Genomic DNA, 16,261 nt, shown 5'->3' with positions numbered 1-16,261 from the left:
ACCCGTGGGCACTTCGACAAGCTCAGTGACCGGCGGAGGTGAGCTCAGTGACCGAAAGAAGTGAGCTCAGTGACCGGAACCAGGCCAACCCGGCAGACGCGGTCCCTGAGCCTGTCGAAGGGCGACGTCACCCGTGGGCACTTCGACAAGCTCAGTGACCGGGAGAGGTGCGCTCAGGAATTGGGAGGGCTCTGGCCCGCAGACCCGGTCCCTGAGCCTGTCGAAGGGCGACGTCACCCGTGGGCACTTCGACAAGCTCAGTGACCGGAAGAGGCCGACCCGGTGACCCCCGGTCCCTGGCTACTCCTCGTCCCAGGTCATGCGGCGGCCCATCACGGGCACGGAGGCCAGGAGCTCTCGGGTGTAGGCGTCCTCGGGAGCAGCGAGGACGGTGGCCGTGGGGCCCGCCTCGACGACCCGGCCGGCCTGCATGACGCTCACCGTGTCGCACATGTAGTTCACGACGGCGAGGTTGTGGGAGATGAACAGCACCGTGAGTTCGAGCTCACGCTGCAGCTCGCGCAGCAGGTTGAGGACGACGCCCTGCACCGACACGTCGAGCGCCGAGGTGATCTCGTCGGCGATCAGGACCTCCGGTTCGGCCGCGAGCGCCCGGGCGATCGTGATGCGCTGCCGCTGACCGCCCGAGAACGCCGACGGCAGGTCACCAGCCCGGTCCGGGTCGATGTGCACGCGCTCGAGCAGCTCGCCCACGCGGGACCGCTGCTCCGAGCGACTCCAGGAGCGCCCCGTCGCCCGGGACCCCTCGGCGATCGACAAACCGATCGGCATGCGCGGGTCGAGCGCGGAGTACGGGTCCTGGAAGACGAGTTGCACGCGTCGACGCGCACGACGGGCCGCGGACGAGCGCCCGACGATGTCGGCACCGTTCAGTCGGATGCCGCCGGCGCTCGGGATGACGAGACCGACGGCGGCCGCGGCGACCGTCGACTTGCCCGAGCCGGACTCCCCCACGAGGCCGTGGGACGTGCCCGGGCGGACCGTCAGGTCGAAGCCGTCGACCGCGGTGTGCGCGGACGCGCCGTGGCCGTAGCGGACCGTGAGGCCGGAGAACTCGAGACCGGTCATGCGCGCTGTCCTTCGGTGGTGATGGGCCCTTCGACAAGCTCAGGGACCGGGAGGGGCTCCTCGTCGATCGCACCGATGACCGGGAGCGGCATGGTGCGGTCGGAGGTCATGTCGGGGACGCAGGCGATGAGCCCACGGGTGTACGGGTGCCGCGCCTCGTGGAGGCGGTCGGCGTCGAGCGACTCGACGATACGGCCGTCCTTCATGACGAGGATGCGGTCGCAGAACCCGCTGACGAGGGCGATGTCATGCGAGATGAGCAGGATCGCAGCACCCGTCTGCTCCTGTGCCTCGTGGAGGACCCGGAGGACCTGGCGCTGCACCGTCACGTCGAGCGCGGTGGTCGGCTCGTCGGCGATGAGCAGCTTCGGGCGGCCCATGAGCCCCATACCGATCATGGCCCGTTGCCGCATGCCGCCGGACAGCTCGTGCGGGAACTGCTTCAGGCGCTTGGCCGGAAGCGGGATCCGCACCGACTCGAGCGCGGCCTCGGCCCGCTTCGTGGACTCGGCCGCCGACAGCCCCTCGTGGACCTCGACGGTCTCGCGGAGCTGCTTGCCGATCGTGAGCGACGGGTTGAGCGAGGTGAGCGGGTCCTGGAAGACCATGGCGAGCTCGAGGCCGAGGCGGCTGCGCTCGGCCTTCGTCAGCGGCGCGGTCATGTCGATCCCGCGGAAGCTCAGCTCCGAGGCCTGCACCGAGGAGTCGGGCCCGAGGAGGGCGGCGATCGCCATCGCACTCACCGACTTGCCCGATCCGGACTCGCCGACGACACCGACGACCTCGCCGGGCATGATCGTGAGGCTGATGCCGTGGACGCGCTCGACGAGTCGGCCGTCGCGGTCCGGGAAGGCGACGCGGAGGTCGCGCACCTGCACGACGGGCTCCTGGTCGGCCGGCGTCGCAGCAGCAGCCGAGGCGGTCGCGGGAGCCGCGGTGCGACGTCGCGCCGGCGCGGGCAGGCCGAGCAGCCGCTTCGACGACTCGTTCCAGAGCTCGCCGAGCTGCGTGAAGATGACGCCGCAGACGACGAGCGCGATGCCGGGACCGATCGCCGCCATCGGGTTGCCGTAGATGCGCGCGATCCCGAGGCCGAGGAGGCGACCCCAGTCGTACTCGGGCGCCTGCACACCGAGACCGAGGAAGGACAGGCCGGCGAAGGCGAGCAGCGTGCCGGAGGCGGAGACCGCCGCGTTCACGAGCATCGGCGGGAGCATGTTCGGCATGACGTGCCGGACGAGGACCTCCGCCTGCCCGACACCCGCGATCCGCGCGGCCTTCACGTAGTCGCGACCGATGAGGGACGACGCGAGCGTGTAGGTGAGGCGGGCGAAGGTCGGCACGCCGGCGAACCCGACGGCGAGCATCGCGCCGGTGGCACTCGCGCCCCAGATCACCGAGAAGAACAGCGCCATGAGCAGCCAGGGGAACGACAGCAGGATGTCGATGAGTGCCGTGACGAGTCGACGCAGCGGTCGAGGCAGGACCGTCGCGACGGCCCCGAGCAGGACGCCGCCGACGACCGAGATCGCGGTGGCGCCGAGGGTCAGCAGGACGGACACCCGCGTGGCGACCATGACCCGGGCGAAGACGTCGCGACCGAGCTCGTCGGTGCCGAAGGGGTGGGCGAGGCTTGCACCGGCGAGGCGGTCGGCCACGGACGTCGTGTCGGCGGCGGACCCCCAGACGGTCGGGCCGACGACCGCGACCACGATGATGAGGAGCGCTCCGATCGCGCCGGTCAGGCCGCGCGGGGTGCGGAGGCGGTCGAGCACCGGGGATCGGCGTGAGGGGGTGGGACCGGAGGTGGTCGGACGGGTGCTCATGAGCTCAGCCCTCCGTGATCGAGGAGCGCGGATCGATCGTCGCGAGCGCGATGTCGATGAGGAGGTTGAGGCCGAGGACGAGGATCGCGTACACGAGCACGATGCCCTGGATCATCGGGTAGTCCTTCGAGGTGATCGACGACACGATGCTCGTCCCGAGACCGGGGATGGCGAAGACCGTCTCGATGAGCACGGTGCCGGCGACCATGCCCGTGAGGATGATGCCGCCGATCGTGAGCGTCGAGGTCACCATGTTCGGCAGCGCGTGCCGGAGGTAGACGAGGTGCGTCGGCAGGCGCTTGCTCCGTGCGGTGGTCATGTACGGCATCTCGAGGACGGCCAGCATCTCCACGTGCACGATGCGGGCCAGATACGCCATCGGACCGACCGCGAGGGCGACCACCGGCAGGATCGCCTGGTCGAAGCCTCCCCAGCCGGCGGCCGGGAGCACCTTGAGCCCGATGCTGAACACGGCGATGAGACCGACGGCGAGCAGCAGGCTCGGGATGGCGATGAGCACGCCGAGCAGGCCCGAGACGCCGAGGTCGGCGAGGCGACGGCGGCCGGTGCGCGAGGACACCGCGGTCGCGACGCCGATGGGGAAGGCGCCGATCGCGGCGAGGAGGAAGGAGGCGACCGCGAGGGTGAGCGTCACCGGGAAGCGCTGCGCGATCGTGTCGGCGACCGGCCGCTGCGACCCGATCGCCGTCCCGAAGTCGCCGCGGAACAGCCCGCTGACGTAGTTGACGAACTGCTCCGGCACCGGCACGTTCAAGCCGAGGTCGGCGCGTGTCCGCTCCACGAGTTCCGGGGTCGCGCTGTTCCCGAGCGCAGCCCGCACCGGGTCGCCCGGCACGAGCTGCACGATCAGGAACGTCGCGACGATGACGATGGCGAGGGAGACGAGTACCCGGCCGAGTCGTCGGAGGATGAACGAGGTCCGCGGGGAGAGTCCGCCGAGGACGCCGCGACCCCCTCGACGCGCGACCGCCGGGCCGCCGGGGCCCTGGGCCTGCTCGGTGGCCTGCTCGGTGGTCACGGTCGAGGGGATCGTCATGATCAGCCGACCATCCGGATGCTCGTCGGGCGGATGAAGTTCGGACGCTCGACCTCGGCGCCGTTCAGGTACAGGAAGTCCTGCGCGTCGGCGATCGGGAACACGTCCGTCCGCTCGATGAGCTTCGCCTCGGCCTGCTGCCAGAGGTCGCAGGTCTCCTCCGGGCTGGCTGTCTTGGCCTGCTCGGCGAGCGCGTCGTACTCCGGGTTGTCGACGAACATGAAGTTGTTGCCGCCCTTGTCCGGGGTCTCGCCACCGAAGAAGGTGTTCACGATGACCGGTCCGCCCGGAGCGATCTGCACGAAGCCGGTATCCCAGTCGAAGGTCGAGAACAGCTGCTCCGACCAGGCGTTCGCGTCGTTGCCCGAGAGCTCCGTCGTGACGCCCAGCTCGTCCCAGGTCTGCTGCACGAGCTCGGCCGCTGCCGCGTGGCTCGGGGTGGCAGCGTCGTAGATGAACTTGATCGTCAGCGGTTCGCCGTCCTTCGAGCGCTTGCCGTCGGAACCGAGCGTCCAGCCCGCCTCGTCGAGCAGCTCGCCGGACTTCTCGACGTCCGTCTCGGGGAGCGTCCACTGCGGACCGTCGGCGACGCAGAGGTACGGGCTCTTCACGACGAGCGACTTGGACTCCTCGGCGGTGCCGTCGGTGACGACCTCACCGACCTGCTCGCGGTCGATCGCGGTGACGAGGGCCTCACGGACGAGCGGGTCGGAGGTGGGACGCTCAGGACGCTCGTTGAAGAGCATCTCGCCGATCGGGTTGCGCACGCCCTCGCTGCCGAGACCGGCGGCCTCGACGCGGTCCTGGTCGGCGCCGCCGATGCTCGCGGCGTTCACGTCACCGGAGAGCAGCAGGTTCGCGGCGGTCCCGGGGTCGGTGACGACGCGGACCTCGAAGGTGTCCGGCAGGCCCTTGGTGTCGCTCGTGACGTCCTCGGGGCCCCAGGTGTAGTCGTCGCGCTTCGTGAAGGTGTAGCTGGAGCCGGGGGTCGCCTTGTCGAGGGTGAAGAGGCCGGTGCCGTTCATCGTCTCGACGAGGGAGTCCGGGTCGTCGAGGCCGGCCTGGCAGACCATCTCGACAGTGCCGGTGTTGGCGAGGATGAACGGGTCGGGCGTCGAGCTCGTGACGGTGAGCTGGTTGCCGTCGGCGGTCGCGGTCATCCGCTCGGAGACCTGCGCGCCGTAGTAGAAGGTCGCGTTGGCCGGGTCGGCGTTGTAGGTGATGTTCGCCGCGGCGGTCTCCGCGGTGAACGGGGTGCCGTCGGCGCAGGTGATGCCGTCCTTGAGCGTGTAGGTGATGGAGGTGGAGGTGGCGTCCTCCTCCCAGCTCTCGGCCAGCCAGGGCAGGAGCTCGCCGTCGGCGTTGACGTACACGAGCGATTCGTAGTGGAAGCTGATGATCTCGCGGGCCTCGAGGCTGATCCCAGTCATGGGGACGAGGCTGCCCGGGTCGCCGCTCATCGCGGTGACGAAGGTGCCGCCGGAGACGTACTCGCCGGACGAATCGGAGGATTGCGAGGAGGTGCACGCGGTGAGGGCCACCGCGGTGAGGGCCGCGGTGGCGAGTGCCGCCGCGGCTTTCCGCTTGCTGTTCATGCTGGATCCTTCGTACTCGGGTGGCCGTGGTGCGCGGGTGGCCGGATCGGATGGGGTGGAGCGGGGTTGGACTACAACGTGCGTCTCAACGGCACTCCGATGCGGGCGAGCGGACCCGCCGCCTTCACGGAGACCTTCAGGGTGGGGCGGGTCGCGTACGAGACGGGGGTCTCGAGCACGTCGACGATCTCGACCGAGCGCGGGTCTGCGCCGGCCTGGATCGCCTTCTCGATCGCGGAGCGTCCTGCCTCCTCGATGGCGGCTGCGCGGTCGGCGAAGTCGCAGAGCTGATCGGAGCGCCCACCGGCGAGCGCGATGGCCGCGCCCACGGCGTTGGCGACGTTGCCGCGCGCCGGGCGCAGGACCTCGCTCGCGCCGAGGACGGCGTCCGGGACGAGGAATCCGCCGCCGCCAACGACGACGAGCGGGAGGCCGGTTCGGCCGAGCGACATGCGCTCGACGGCGGACTCGATGCGTTCGTGGGCGACGCCGAGCGCGTGCTCGAGGGCCTGGCGGGTCGCGCGGTCGAGGGGCGGTAGCTCGCGGTCGGCGATGCCGAACTGGAGCGAGGCCGCGTCGGTGAGGGTCGGGGTGGTGCCGCCGAACAGCAGCGCCTCCTCGGTGAGGCGGTAACCGACCGAGTCGTGCCGCGGAATGCCGGTCGCGGTGTCGACGATCGTGCCGCCGCCGAGGCCGACGCTCAGGATGTCGGGCATGCGGAAGTTCGTCCGCACGCCACCGACCTCCCGGGGCAGGGTCGACTCGCGGGGGAACCGGTCGACGAGCACGCCGAGGTCGCTCGTCGTGCCGCCGACGTCGATGATGATCGCGTTGTCGGCACCGGAGAGGAAGGCGGCGCCGCGGATGGAGTTCGCCGGCCCGGAACCGATCGTGAGCACCGGGTAACGCGCCGCGTACTCGACGGCCATGAGCGTGCCGTCGTTCTGGGCGAAGTAGGTGGTCGCGTCGAGTCGTTCCTCGGCGACGACGGTCGTGAGCGCGTTCGTGACGTCGCGGGCGACGGCGTAGAGCGACGCGTTCAGGACGGTCGCGTTCTCGCGCTCCAACAACCCGAGCGCGCCGATCTCGTGGCTCAGCGACACCGGGATGTCGACCCCGACGTGGTCCTGGACGAGCGCCTCGACCTCGAGCTCCTGCTCGGGGAACGACGGGCTGAAGATGCCGCAGACGGCGACGGCGTCGAAGGTGCCGGCCAGGGCGTCGAGCTCCCGGCGGATGAGGTCGCGGTCGAGCGGGGCGATCGGGTAGCCGTCGACGAGGTGGCCGCCGCCCGCGAGGATGCTCCCCGCGAGGACGACGTCGCGCAGTTCCCGCGGCCAGCCGGCGAGCGGCGGGAGCGAGGTGGCTGCGGGCGAGCCCAGCCGGATGACGACGACGCGTCCGAGGTCGCGACGGTTGACGATCGCGTTGGTGGCGTGGGTGGTGCCGAGCATGACGCGGGTGACGAGGCTTCGGTCGTCGCCGAGCTGGTCGAGGACCTCGGCGAGCGCCGCCCGGATGCCGCCGGTGACGTCGCGGGTGGTGGGCTGCTTCGTCCACGAGACGACCTCGCCCGTGCCCGAGAGCGCGACGGCGTCGGTGTTGGTCCCGCCGACGTCGATGCCGATCGCGAGTTCGCCCGAGGTGTCGGTGACTGTGCTGGTCGTGGTGCCGGCGCTCATCGGGTCGCTCCAATGGTCTCGTCGGCGCTCACGCCGAAGGGCTCGTAGTCGAGGTCGTAGCCGAACGCGCGCGGGCCGGCGAGTTCGAGGCCGCGCGCGGTGCGCCACAGTGGATCGCACGCCCAGGCGAGGACGCTCACCCGCTGCCCGAAGCGCAGCATCTCGGTGGAGATCGCGTCGCCCGTCTCGGAGTCGACGATCGTGACGAGGTCGGGGACGCTGACGATGACCGCTCCGTCCTCCATGACGACGAGGTTCTCGTTCTGGATCTCCACGCGGGTGAGGCGACCGCGGTGCTCGCCGATCCCCTCGACGGTGACGGAACCGCGGGTGAACCCGCCCTCGGTGCGCCGCTCGATGTCGACGACCTTGCCGCCCGTGATCAGGGACGCGCCGAGTTCGTCCGTGAGCGCGCCGACGGGGTCGGTGGCGGTGAGGAGCCGGCGCCCGACCTGCACGGCGCGGCTGACGCTGCCCTCGATGACCGCGCCGCGGACGGTGTCGCGGTCCATGACGTAGTTGGCGCCGATCGAGATCGCGCCGCTGGCCACGGTGAGGGCGCGGGCGTGGCGCTCGAGCCAGGCGAGGCTGACGGGTCGCAGGATCGAGACGTTGCCGATCACATCGCTCAGGACCGCGTACCCGGGCGGGAGGTTCGCGACGTTCATCGCGGTCATCGGCGCTTCCGGGAAGGCGCGTCCCATGCCGTCGGCGTCGAGGATGCTGAGACCGAGGCTCGCGGCCCAGCCGACGGGGCCGACGCCGTTGCTGCCGCCGATCTCCGTCGCCATGATCGTGGTGATGCGCTTGCCGGTGAGGCGCTCGATCTCCTCGACGATGATCTCTGCCTGGCCGCTCGCGCCGAGCATCTCGAAGCCCACCGAGGGCGCTCCGATGCCGGACATGGCGACGACCACGTCGTCCGCGTCGAGGTCGGCGACCTGTTTGACGGGGACCGGACCGAACTGCTCCAGGGCGATCTCGACGCCGAGCTGCGGGGTCTGCACCGCGCCGCCGCCACCGGTACCGAAGATGGCGCATCCTGCGGCGAGCGCCGGCACGTCGGCCAGGGTGATGCTGGTGATCGGCGTGGCCGATGCTGCGGAGCGTGCAGCGGGGTGGTTCGTTGACATGTACCGAGCGTAGGCAGGGCGGGGAACCACGACAATGTTCCCGTGGCCCACACAATCGGGGCAGAATGTGCTCATGGCCCAAGTAACCGTCGCCGACGTCATCCTCCAAGCCGAGCATCTCGGCGCACGCTGCGTCGCCGGTGCCCCCGCTGGCGTCCCGGTCACCGGCGTCGAGATCCTCGCGCTCGACGAGCTGAACGACGCGACCGAGCAGTCCATCGCCATCGTGACGACCCCCGACGGCGCCGTCCCGAGGCCGTACCAGGTCGACATCGCCATCCGCCGGGCCATCGCCGCGGGCTGCGCGGCGCTCGTGTTCGTCGGTGCGTTCCCCGTCGCCGAGACCTCGCGGGCCCTCGCGGACCGCGCTGGTCTGCCGGTGATCATGAGCGAGGGCATCGCCTCCGACCTCGCCGTGCTCATGGACCGCACGATCCGCGGCGGGGCCGAGGAGGCGATGTCACGCGCCGAGTTCGCGATCCAACGGGTGATCAGCGCGTCCGCGGCCGAAGCGGAGCAGGCGTCGGGTGTCGGCGTACGGGAGGCGATCCTCGAGGTCGCCAGCACGACCCTGGGGGTGCCGGTCACGCTCGTCGAGGATGCGAGCGCGAGCTGGCTCGAACCGGACGCGGTGTGCATCGGTGAGATCCCGATCGGGCGCGTCCACGCCGAGCGCGACGACCCGGCCGCGGCGATCGCCCTCCCGGTCATCGCCTCCGTCCTCTCGCGCGCTTTGCAGCGGGAACTGCACGGACGGTTCGGTTCGGTCCGCTCGCGGGCGGAGCTCATCATCGAGCTGATCTTCGCCGAATCGTCCCGCATCGACGGCTTCGCGATGGACGCGGTCCGGGCCGGCCTGCCGCTGCAGCTGTCGCACGCGGTGGCGTGGCTGACGCCGAAGCACGCGAGCGATCCCGACCGCCGGGCACCCACGGTCCTCGCGCCCTCCGTCGAGCTCTTCGCGCTGCAACTCGTCGACCAGCGCGAGGAGCAGTGGCACCTCGCGATGCGACGCGACGAGATCGTGGTCATCTCCTCGGAGGAGCTCGGCGCACCCGACCACCAGCGGCGACTGCGCGACGTGATGGAGCGGATCGTCGCGCACGCCTCGACGATCGCGGGGCCGGAGTGGACGTTCACCGTCGGGCTCGGGACGCCGCAGAGCGGGGCGGCGGGGCTCCGGCAGTCGGCGACCGAGGCGCGGGTCGCGGCGGAGGCCGCCATCGCGGGTGGTCGCTTCGGCACCATGGAGGCGACGGACGTCACCGGGCTCCGCCGGGTCCTCCTCGACTTCTACGCCTCACCGCTCAGCCGGACACTGCTCGACGACATCCTCTCGCCGCTCGACGCCCTCGGGCCGGAGCGGGCCACGATCTCGGTGCGGACGCTCCTCTCCTACCTCAGCCATCGGAACTCGCTGGCGCGTGCCGGGGCCGAGCTGAACCTGCATCCGAACGCGGTGAACTACCGGATCCGGCGCATCGAGCAGTCGCTCGAACTCGACCTCGCCGACCCGGACGTCCGCTTCGCCGCGGAACTCGCCTGCCGGGTGCGGCTCATCGGCATGCCGTAGGCCCCGGTCCCTGCCCCTCGACAGGCTCAGGAACCGCGTGTCGAAGGGCCCACGCATAGCCCTCCCGTCGGCGACACGTCCTCTTCGCTGCATTTCGACAAGCTCAATGACCGGGCACAGGTCTTCCCGGTCCCTGAGCCTGTCGAAGGGCCCACGCGGCGCCTTCCCGTCGGCTACACGTCCTCCGTGCCGCATTTCGACAGGCTCAATGACCGGGCACAGGTCTTCCCGGTCCCTGAGCCTGTCGAAGGGCCCACGCGGCGCCTTCCCGTCGGCGACACGTCCTCCGAGCCGCATTTCGACAGGCTCAATGACCGGACGAGCTCCTCGCCACCCGGACGATGCCGGCGGCGAGCGTCGGCCAGAGCTCGGCGGGGATGAGGTGCCCCATGCCCGGGAGCACGTGGAGCTCGGCCGCCGGCATCACCTGGGCGATGTCCACGGCGGACGACCAGTGCAGGACGTCGTCCTCACGACCGTGGAGCACGAGGGTCGGCACGGTCACGTCGCGCAGCCGCTCGAGTCGCTCGGGCGCACGCAGCAGCGCCGCCCACTGCCGACTGAACCCTTCCGGCGCGTACCCGCGGTCGTAGGCCTCGCCGGTCGCCCACACCTCCCACTCGGTGTCCGGCTGGTAGCGGGCGCCGGGGACGGGCGCGGCGAGCTCCGCCATCGCGGCGACGGACTCCTCCCGGGTGTATCGCACCGGCTCGACGAGCAGCTCGGGCCGCTCGCCGTGCAGGATGTAGCGAGGGTCCTGGCCGGGGATCGTGGACAGCAGGCCGAGACTCAGCACGCGCTCCGGGTGGTCGAGCGCGACCATCTGCGCCATCATGCCGCCCATCGAGTGCCCGACGAGGTGCGCCTGCTCGACCCCGAGGTGGTCGAGCACCCGCAGGACGTCGTCACCCATGTCGCCGAGCGAGTACCCACCGTCGAGGTCGGTCTCACCACCGAACCGCTGCGAGAAGCCGACGTCGCGGTTGTCGAACCGCACGACGCGGAAACCCTCGTCCACGAGCATCGCCCGGAACGGGTCACGCCAGGTGAGCAGCTGCGCACCGCCGCCCGCGATGAGCACGATCACCGGGTCGGCGGGGTCGCCCTCCACCTCGTAGTAGATCGAGACGTCGTCGGTGTCGGTGTACGGCATGCGGTGCTCACTCTCCTCGAACGTGTTCCCTGGCAGGCGTTCCGAGGCTAGCCCGCGGCCTGACCATGCACCATGTGCCCGGACACCACGGTTCCCGTGGAGACTGTGCCGGCGCCCCAGCCGTCGGCACCGAGGACAACGCGGGTAGGCTCGCGACATGAGCGCCGAACCCCTCTCCGGAGACGACACCCTGCAGCTGCCCGAGTTCGACACCCCGCCCGCCGAACCCATGCTGCTCGCTCAGCAGTGGCTCGCCGCAGCGATCGAGCGGGACGTCAGCGAACCCCGGTCGATGACGCTCGCGACCGCCACCTCGGTCGGTGTCGTCAGCGCGCGGACCGTCGATGTGAAGACGCTCGACGATCGCGGCCTGATCTTCGGCTCATCGACCGAGAGCCGGAAGGGCGGGCAGCTCGCCGAGAACCCGAGCGCCGCTCTCCAGGTGTACTGGCGCGAGACGATGCAGCAGCTCCGCTTCGAGGGCCGCGTCGAGCAGCTGAGCGACGAGGAGTCCGACGCGCTGTTCGCCGATCGCTCACCGAAGTCACGAGCGGCGACGGCGGTCGCCCACCAGTCGACGCCGTTCCGCGACGGCCCGGAGGAGACCCTCGACGCCCTCATCGCGCAGGCGAACGCGTTGCTCGAGCGCGAGGGCGACGACGTGCCCCGGCCTGCCACGTGGGTCGGGTTCCGGCTCGTCCCCGACATGGTCGAGTTCTGGCACGCCAGTCGCGACCGCATGCACCGGCGCCTCCGCTACCTCGCGGCCGACGGCGGCTGGATCGTGGACCGCCTGCAGCCGTAGCGGAGAGGCGACCACCGGCCGCCGCCCCACCCCGGTCATTGAGCCTGTCGAAATGCAACCCGGACCACCCCGCCCTTCGAAACTTCGACAGGCTCAGTGCAGCCCACCCGGGGACCGAGCGCCGCGCTACCTCGGCGCGCGGACGACCACGACGCCGCCGACGGGCGGCTCGACGACCGCGGTGCCGTTGTCGGCGTCGACCGCGATGACGTAGGCACCGACGGCCACGCGCTGCACACCGGCGGTCGCCGGGTGCACGATGACGTCGAGCCCGGGCTCCACCCGGGAGACCTGCTGGTCGGCAGGGTCGGGGTCGGTCGTGAGCACGTGCGCCGGGTGCGTCCGCTCGGCGGCGGCCGCCGCCTCCCGACGGGTCAGCTCAGTCGACGGTGCGGCCACGTGCGCGGCCGTGCCCGCGGTCGCGCCGGCACCCAGGGCCGCCGTCTCCGCGCCGTCGATCGCGTTCCGCGATTCGCTGCCCGACGGGGCGGTCGCGACCGAACCCGTGTCACCGGCCTCGACCTGATGCGCCGGGTGGCTGCGCTCGAGAGCGGCACCCTCGACGTCGACGTTCGGCAGGATGCGGTCGAGCCACTTCGGGATCCACCAGGCGCTCTTCCCGAGCAGGTGCATGACCGCCGGGATGAGGAGCATGCGGACGACGAACGCGTCGACGAGCACGCCGAACGCCAGACCGAAGCCGATGGACCGGATCATCGCCGAGTGGGAGAAGATGAACCCGCCGAAGACGGAGATCATGATGATCGCCGCCGCCACGACGACCGTCCGGCCGGCGTGCAGGCCACGCTGGACCGCCAGGCGCGCCGGGGCACCATGGGCGAACGCCTCGCGCATGCCGGACACGAGGAACAGCTGGTAGTCCATCGCGAGCCCGAAGAGGATGCCGATGAGGATCGTCGGCAGGAAGCTCAGGATGGGCCCCGGGTCGTGGACACCGAACACCGGGCCGAGCCAGCCCCACTGGAAGATCGCCGTGATGCCACCGAAGGTCGCCGCGAGCGACAGCATGAAGCCGAGCGTCGCCGTGAGCGGCACGAGGATCGAGCGGAACACGAGGATCATGATGATCAGCGACAGACCGACCACGAGCGCCAGGTAGAGCGGGAGGGCGTCGGACAGCTGCTTCGAGACGTCGATGTTGCCGCTCGCGCTACCGGCCACGCCGAGCTCGACGTCACCCGACAGCGGCGAGAGGTCACGCAGGTCGCGGACGAGCTGCTCGGTGGAGACGGCGTTCGGCCCCTCCTTCGGGATCACCTGGAAGGCGAGCACGGAGTTGTCGTCCGAGGCACCCACAGGCGCAACGGCCTTCACGTCGTCCTGGTCGGCGATCTCCTGGCCGATCCGCACCTGCTCCTTGAGGACCTCCTCGTCGGTGGCGGCGTCGGGCAGCGTGGCGACGACGAGCAGCGGACCGTTGACGCCGGCACCGAACTTGTCCTCGATGAGCGTGTAGGACTGGTACTGCGTCGAGTCGACGGCCTCCGAGCTGCCGTCCGGCAGACCGAGGCGCATGTCGAGCGCAGGGATCGCGACGACGCCGAGCACGACGAGTCCGGCGACGAGCGTGCCGACGGCGCGCAGGGTGCCCATGGGCTTGGTCGGGACGGCGTCCGGGCGCGGCGTGCCGATGGTGCCGCGTGCCTTCCGGCTGAGGATGCGGAGGCCGAGCAGCGACAGCAGGGCGGGCGTGAGGGTGACCGCGAGCAGGATCGCGACGGCGACGCAGATCGCGCCGACGGTGCCCATCAGGCCGAGGAACGGGATCCCCGTGACGTTGAGCGCCAGCAGGGCGACGAGGACGGTCGATCCGGCGAAGACGACCGCGTTGCCCGAGGTGCCGTTCGCGAGGCCGATGGACTCGTGCAGTTCGACGCCCGCGAGCAGCTGCTTGCGGTGCCGGTTGAGGATGAACAGCGAGTAGTCGATGCCGACCGCGAGCCCGAGCATGACGCCGAGCACCGGCGTGATCGAGAGCATGTCGACGACGCCCGAGAGCGAGAGCGACGCGGTGACGCCGACACCGACGCCGACGATCGCGGAGACGAGCGGGAGCGATGCGGCGATGACCGTGCCGAGCATGACGAGCAACGTGATCGCCGCGATGATGAGGCCGATCGCCTCACCCACGCCGAACAGCTGCGGCAGGCTCTGCGCGAGCTCGTTCGAGAACTCGACCTCGACGCCCGACGGGACGTCCTTCTTCACCTGGTCGATGACCGACTGCTTGGTCTCCGGCGTGACCTCCTGCTGACGCTTGTCGAAGACGACGTTCGCGACCGCGGTGGTGTCGTCGGTCGAGACGGTGCGGATGCCCGAGGAGAGGTCGAGGAGCTGGGAGGAGAGCTCGAGCTTCGTGCTCTGCTCGTCGAGCTTCGCGAGGTTCTCGGTGATGGTGGCCTGCTGGGCGTCGAGCGCCGTCTGCTGCTGTGTGATCGCGGTCTGCTGCGCGTCGAACTGGGCCTGTGCGGCGGCCGGGAGCGTGCCGCCGGCGGCCTGCTGCGCCTGGGCGAGCGCGGCGCTCAGCTGGGTCTGTGCGTCGGTCAGCTGCTGCTGTCCGGCGTCGAGCTGCGTCTGGCCGTCGGTCAGCTGGGTGCGGCCGTCGTCGATCTGCGTCTTGCCGTCGGAGATCTGCTTCGCCTGGTCGGCGATGGTCTCCTGCGTCTCGAAGGGGTTGACCGTGGAGTCGACGCCCTTCAGGTCGGCCGTCTCGTCGAGCAGCTCGCCGATCGCGCTCTTCTGGCTGTCGGTGAAGGCGTCGCCGTCCTTGGTGTGGAACACCATCGCCCCGGTGCCTCCGGAGGCGCTCGGGAAGGACTCCTCGAGCTGGTCGGTGACCTTCGCGGTCGGTGTGCCCGGGATGGTGACGGCGCTCGAGAGGGTGCCGCCGAAGGCGAGGAACGCGCCGACCGAGATGCCGAGGATCACGATCCAGGAGATGAGGACGGCCCACGCGCGGCGCGCGGAGAAGCGTCCGAGGCGATACAGCAGTTCAGCCAAGGGAGTCTCGATTCTTCGGGAGGTGGTGCTGGTGACGTGTGCGGGGACGGAGCGGAAGCGGATCAGTGCGTGGACGCGTAGCCGGTGCGGACGCTCGCGATGAGCCGTTCCAGCAGGTCGGTCCAGAGGGCACGGGCTTCATCGTCCGTGGTGGCGCCGGTACTCGCGATCCAGTGATGGGCGAGCACTTCGACACCGTGCATGAGGGAGGACACCAGGAAGCCGGCCTCGAGTTCGTCGACGTCGGTGTTGCGCTCGGCCAGTTCGTGGGCGAGCTCCTGGGTGGTGCGGGAGAAGGTGGCCTGGAACAGCTGTTGCGGGCGCGAGTCGTCGGGTGCGAAGCCGCCGAGCGCGTTCCAGAGGAAGGCGATGACGCGGGGGATGTCGGTCGTGCGGAGTGCCGCAGCGACGTCCTCGAACATCGAGACGCGCGACCCGGGGCCTGCCGGTCGGGCGTTGACGGCGGACCGGAAGCTCTCGATCACGACGGCCAGCTCCTCGGTGCAGGAGGTGGTGACGAGGTCGTCGATCGAGGAGAAGTGGTTGAACACCGTGCGGCGGGAGACGTCGGCGCGTTCGGCGATGACGTCGACGTTGAACCCGGCGATGCCCTGCTCCGCGATCATGACGCGGGCGGCGTCGAGGATCGCCCGATGGTGGCGCGCGCGGAGGGCGGCGCGTCGATCCTCGGCGGGGGCGGTGGTGGACACGTGGGTACACTACGTGCACCGATGCACTCAGTGCAACTTGTTGACCCAGTGTTCACCGATCTGCCAGGAAGCGCGCGAATCGCCGTTGATTCGGAGACGAATCGTGGCGACTCGGCCACACGCCCCGAGCGCGAGCTAGCCTGGACATCTGGAATTTCAGGAGAGATGGAGGTCGCAGTGGACATCACCACGGAAGCCCGCCCCACCAGGTCGACGAGCTGGGTTCCTCTGGCGTTCATGGTGGCGTGCGCGCTCGGCATCTCGATTGGAGTGACTGCCATCATGGGCATGTTGCTCGCGGCACTGGCCTTCAGCCAGACGACGACGATCGTCGTCCCGTTCATCGCGACCTTCCACGGGTTCCTGGACACCACCGGAACGCACGCGGTGACCGTCACCGGCTCCTGGGCCGCCGCAGGGGTCGTGGCGATGGTGGTCGCCGACGCCCTATCGGCTCTCGCGGCCCGGCGTTGGCGCTGACTCGCCCGTTCTTGCACGAATATCGCCGATTTTCGTGCAAGAACGGGCGACTCAGCCACGCCGGGACGGGTGCCGGGATGGACGGACGGTCGGGTCGGGTGGACTGGGCGTCGGGTGGAGGGGTCGCGGCTCCGGCA

Annotated in this window: 12 protein-coding genes; 3 read left to right on the top strand and 9 right to left on the bottom strand. The window is 70.5% G+C overall.

Features of this window, described 5'->3' with window-relative positions; genetic code table 11:
• Window positions 1-300 precede the first annotated feature (300 nt).
• The 6 genes from CCK91_RS03850 to CCK91_RS03825 form a co-directional block, all read right to left on the bottom strand.
• Window positions 301-1,089 carry an ABC transporter ATP-binding protein gene (locus CCK91_RS03850; protein WP_079704789.1) on the bottom strand — a complete coding sequence of 263 codons (789 nt, stop codon included), beginning with the start codon at window positions 1,087-1,089 and terminating at the stop codon, window positions 301-303.
• Window positions 1,086-2,915: a dipeptide/oligopeptide/nickel ABC transporter permease/ATP-binding protein gene (locus CCK91_RS03845; RefSeq protein WP_086472925.1), complete on the bottom strand. Its 1,830-nt coding sequence runs from the start codon at window positions 2,913-2,915 to the stop codon at window positions 1,086-1,088. The genes CCK91_RS03850 and CCK91_RS03845 overlap by 4 nt, the downstream gene beginning before the upstream one ends.
• A gap of 4 nt (window positions 2,916-2,919) precedes the next feature.
• On the bottom strand, window positions 2,920-3,972 hold the full coding sequence (locus CCK91_RS03840) for an ABC transporter permease (protein ID WP_086472924.1): 1,053 nt from the start codon (window positions 3,970-3,972) through the stop codon (window positions 2,920-2,922).
• A 2-nt stretch (window positions 3,973-3,974) separates the two neighbouring features.
• Complete coding sequence (locus CCK91_RS03835) at window positions 3,975-5,567, bottom strand: ABC transporter substrate-binding protein (RefSeq protein ID WP_086472923.1); 1,593 nt, start codon at window positions 5,565-5,567, stop codon at window positions 3,975-3,977.
• 71 nt (window positions 5,568-5,638) lie between these two features.
• On the bottom strand, window positions 5,639-7,249 hold the full coding sequence (locus tag CCK91_RS03830; protein WP_086472922.1) for a hydantoinase/oxoprolinase N-terminal domain-containing protein: 1,611 nt from the start codon (window positions 7,247-7,249) through the stop codon (window positions 5,639-5,641).
• Entirely contained in the window at window positions 7,246-8,382 is a 1,137-nt protein-coding gene (locus CCK91_RS03825) for a DUF917 domain-containing protein (RefSeq protein ID WP_086472921.1), read from the bottom strand. The genes CCK91_RS03830 and CCK91_RS03825 overlap by 4 nt, the downstream gene beginning before the upstream one ends.
• Before the next feature lie 73 nt (window positions 8,383-8,455).
• Here CCK91_RS03825 and CCK91_RS03820 point away from each other — a divergent pair, with 73 nt between their 5' ends.
• A complete protein-coding gene (locus tag CCK91_RS03820) occupies window positions 8,456-9,955 on the top strand; it encodes a PucR family transcriptional regulator (protein WP_086473163.1) in 1,500 nt (499 codons plus the stop codon).
• A 307-nt stretch (window positions 9,956-10,262) separates the two neighbouring features.
• Here the strand turns inward: CCK91_RS03820 and CCK91_RS03815 are convergent, their stop codons facing one another.
• Window positions 10,263-11,108 carry an alpha/beta fold hydrolase gene (locus tag CCK91_RS03815; protein ID WP_165766980.1) on the bottom strand — a complete coding sequence of 282 codons (846 nt, stop codon included), beginning with the start codon at window positions 11,106-11,108 and terminating at the stop codon, window positions 10,263-10,265.
• A 157-nt stretch (window positions 11,109-11,265) separates the two neighbouring features.
• Between CCK91_RS03815 and CCK91_RS03810 the strand changes: the two genes are divergently transcribed.
• Window positions 11,266-11,913 carry a pyridoxal 5'-phosphate synthase gene (locus tag CCK91_RS03810; protein WP_086472919.1) on the top strand — a complete coding sequence of 216 codons (648 nt, stop codon included), beginning with the start codon at window positions 11,266-11,268 and terminating at the stop codon, window positions 11,911-11,913.
• 126 nt (window positions 11,914-12,039) lie between these two features.
• Here the strand turns inward: CCK91_RS03810 and CCK91_RS03805 are convergent, their stop codons facing one another.
• Both CCK91_RS03805 and CCK91_RS03800 read right to left on the bottom strand, forming a co-directional pair.
• A complete protein-coding gene (locus CCK91_RS03805; protein ID WP_086472918.1) occupies window positions 12,040-14,934 on the bottom strand; it encodes an MMPL family transporter in 2,895 nt (964 codons plus the stop codon).
• A gap of 62 nt (window positions 14,935-14,996) precedes the next feature.
• Window positions 14,997-15,644 carry a TetR/AcrR family transcriptional regulator gene (locus tag CCK91_RS03800; RefSeq protein ID WP_064296018.1) on the bottom strand — a complete coding sequence of 216 codons (648 nt, stop codon included), beginning with the start codon at window positions 15,642-15,644 and terminating at the stop codon, window positions 14,997-14,999.
• A gap of 177 nt (window positions 15,645-15,821) precedes the next feature.
• Between CCK91_RS03800 and CCK91_RS03795 the strand changes: the two genes are divergently transcribed.
• Entirely contained in the window at window positions 15,822-16,124 is a 303-nt protein-coding gene (locus tag CCK91_RS03795; RefSeq protein WP_133059930.1) for a hypothetical protein, read from the top strand.
• Window positions 16,125-16,261 lie beyond the last annotated feature (137 nt).

The sequence above is a fragment of the Plantibacter elymi (nom. nud.) genome, from assembly GCF_900177795.1.
In the GTDB taxonomy this organism is placed as follows: Bacteria; Actinomycetota; Actinomycetes; order Actinomycetales; family Microbacteriaceae; genus Plantibacter; species Plantibacter elymi.
Note: the sequence above shows the minus strand (reverse complement) of the source record. Positions and strands in the feature narration are given on the sequence as shown.

Excerpts from the sequence above, each read along its gene's own strand:
- CCK91_RS03825 (WP_086472921.1), bottom strand. The coding sequence starts at position 8,382 with ATGTCAACGAACCACCCCGCTGCACGCTCCGCAGCATCGGCCACGCCG.
- CCK91_RS03840 (WP_086472924.1), bottom strand. The coding sequence starts at position 3,972 with ATGACGATCCCCTCGACCGTGACCACCGAGCAGGCCACCGAGCAGGCC.
- CCK91_RS03810 (WP_086472919.1), top strand. The coding sequence starts at position 11,266 with ATGAGCGCCGAACCCCTCTCCGGAGACGACACCCTGCAGCTGCCCGAG.
- CCK91_RS03845 (WP_086472925.1), bottom strand. The coding sequence starts at position 2,915 with ATGAGCACCCGTCCGACCACCTCCGGTCCCACCCCCTCACGCCGATCC.
- CCK91_RS03850 (WP_079704789.1), bottom strand. The coding sequence starts at position 1,089 with ATGACCGGTCTCGAGTTCTCCGGCCTCACGGTCCGCTACGGCCACGGC.
- CCK91_RS03815 (WP_165766980.1), bottom strand. The coding sequence starts at position 11,108 with ATGCCGTACACCGACACCGACGACGTCTCGATCTACTACGAGGTGGAG.
- CCK91_RS03830 (WP_086472922.1), bottom strand. The coding sequence starts at position 7,249 with ATGAGCGCCGGCACCACGACCAGCACAGTCACCGACACCTCGGGCGAA.
- CCK91_RS03820 (WP_086473163.1), top strand. The coding sequence starts at position 8,456 with ATGGCCCAAGTAACCGTCGCCGACGTCATCCTCCAAGCCGAGCATCTC.
- CCK91_RS03835 (WP_086472923.1), bottom strand. The coding sequence starts at position 5,567 with ATGAACAGCAAGCGGAAAGCCGCGGCGGCACTCGCCACCGCGGCCCTC.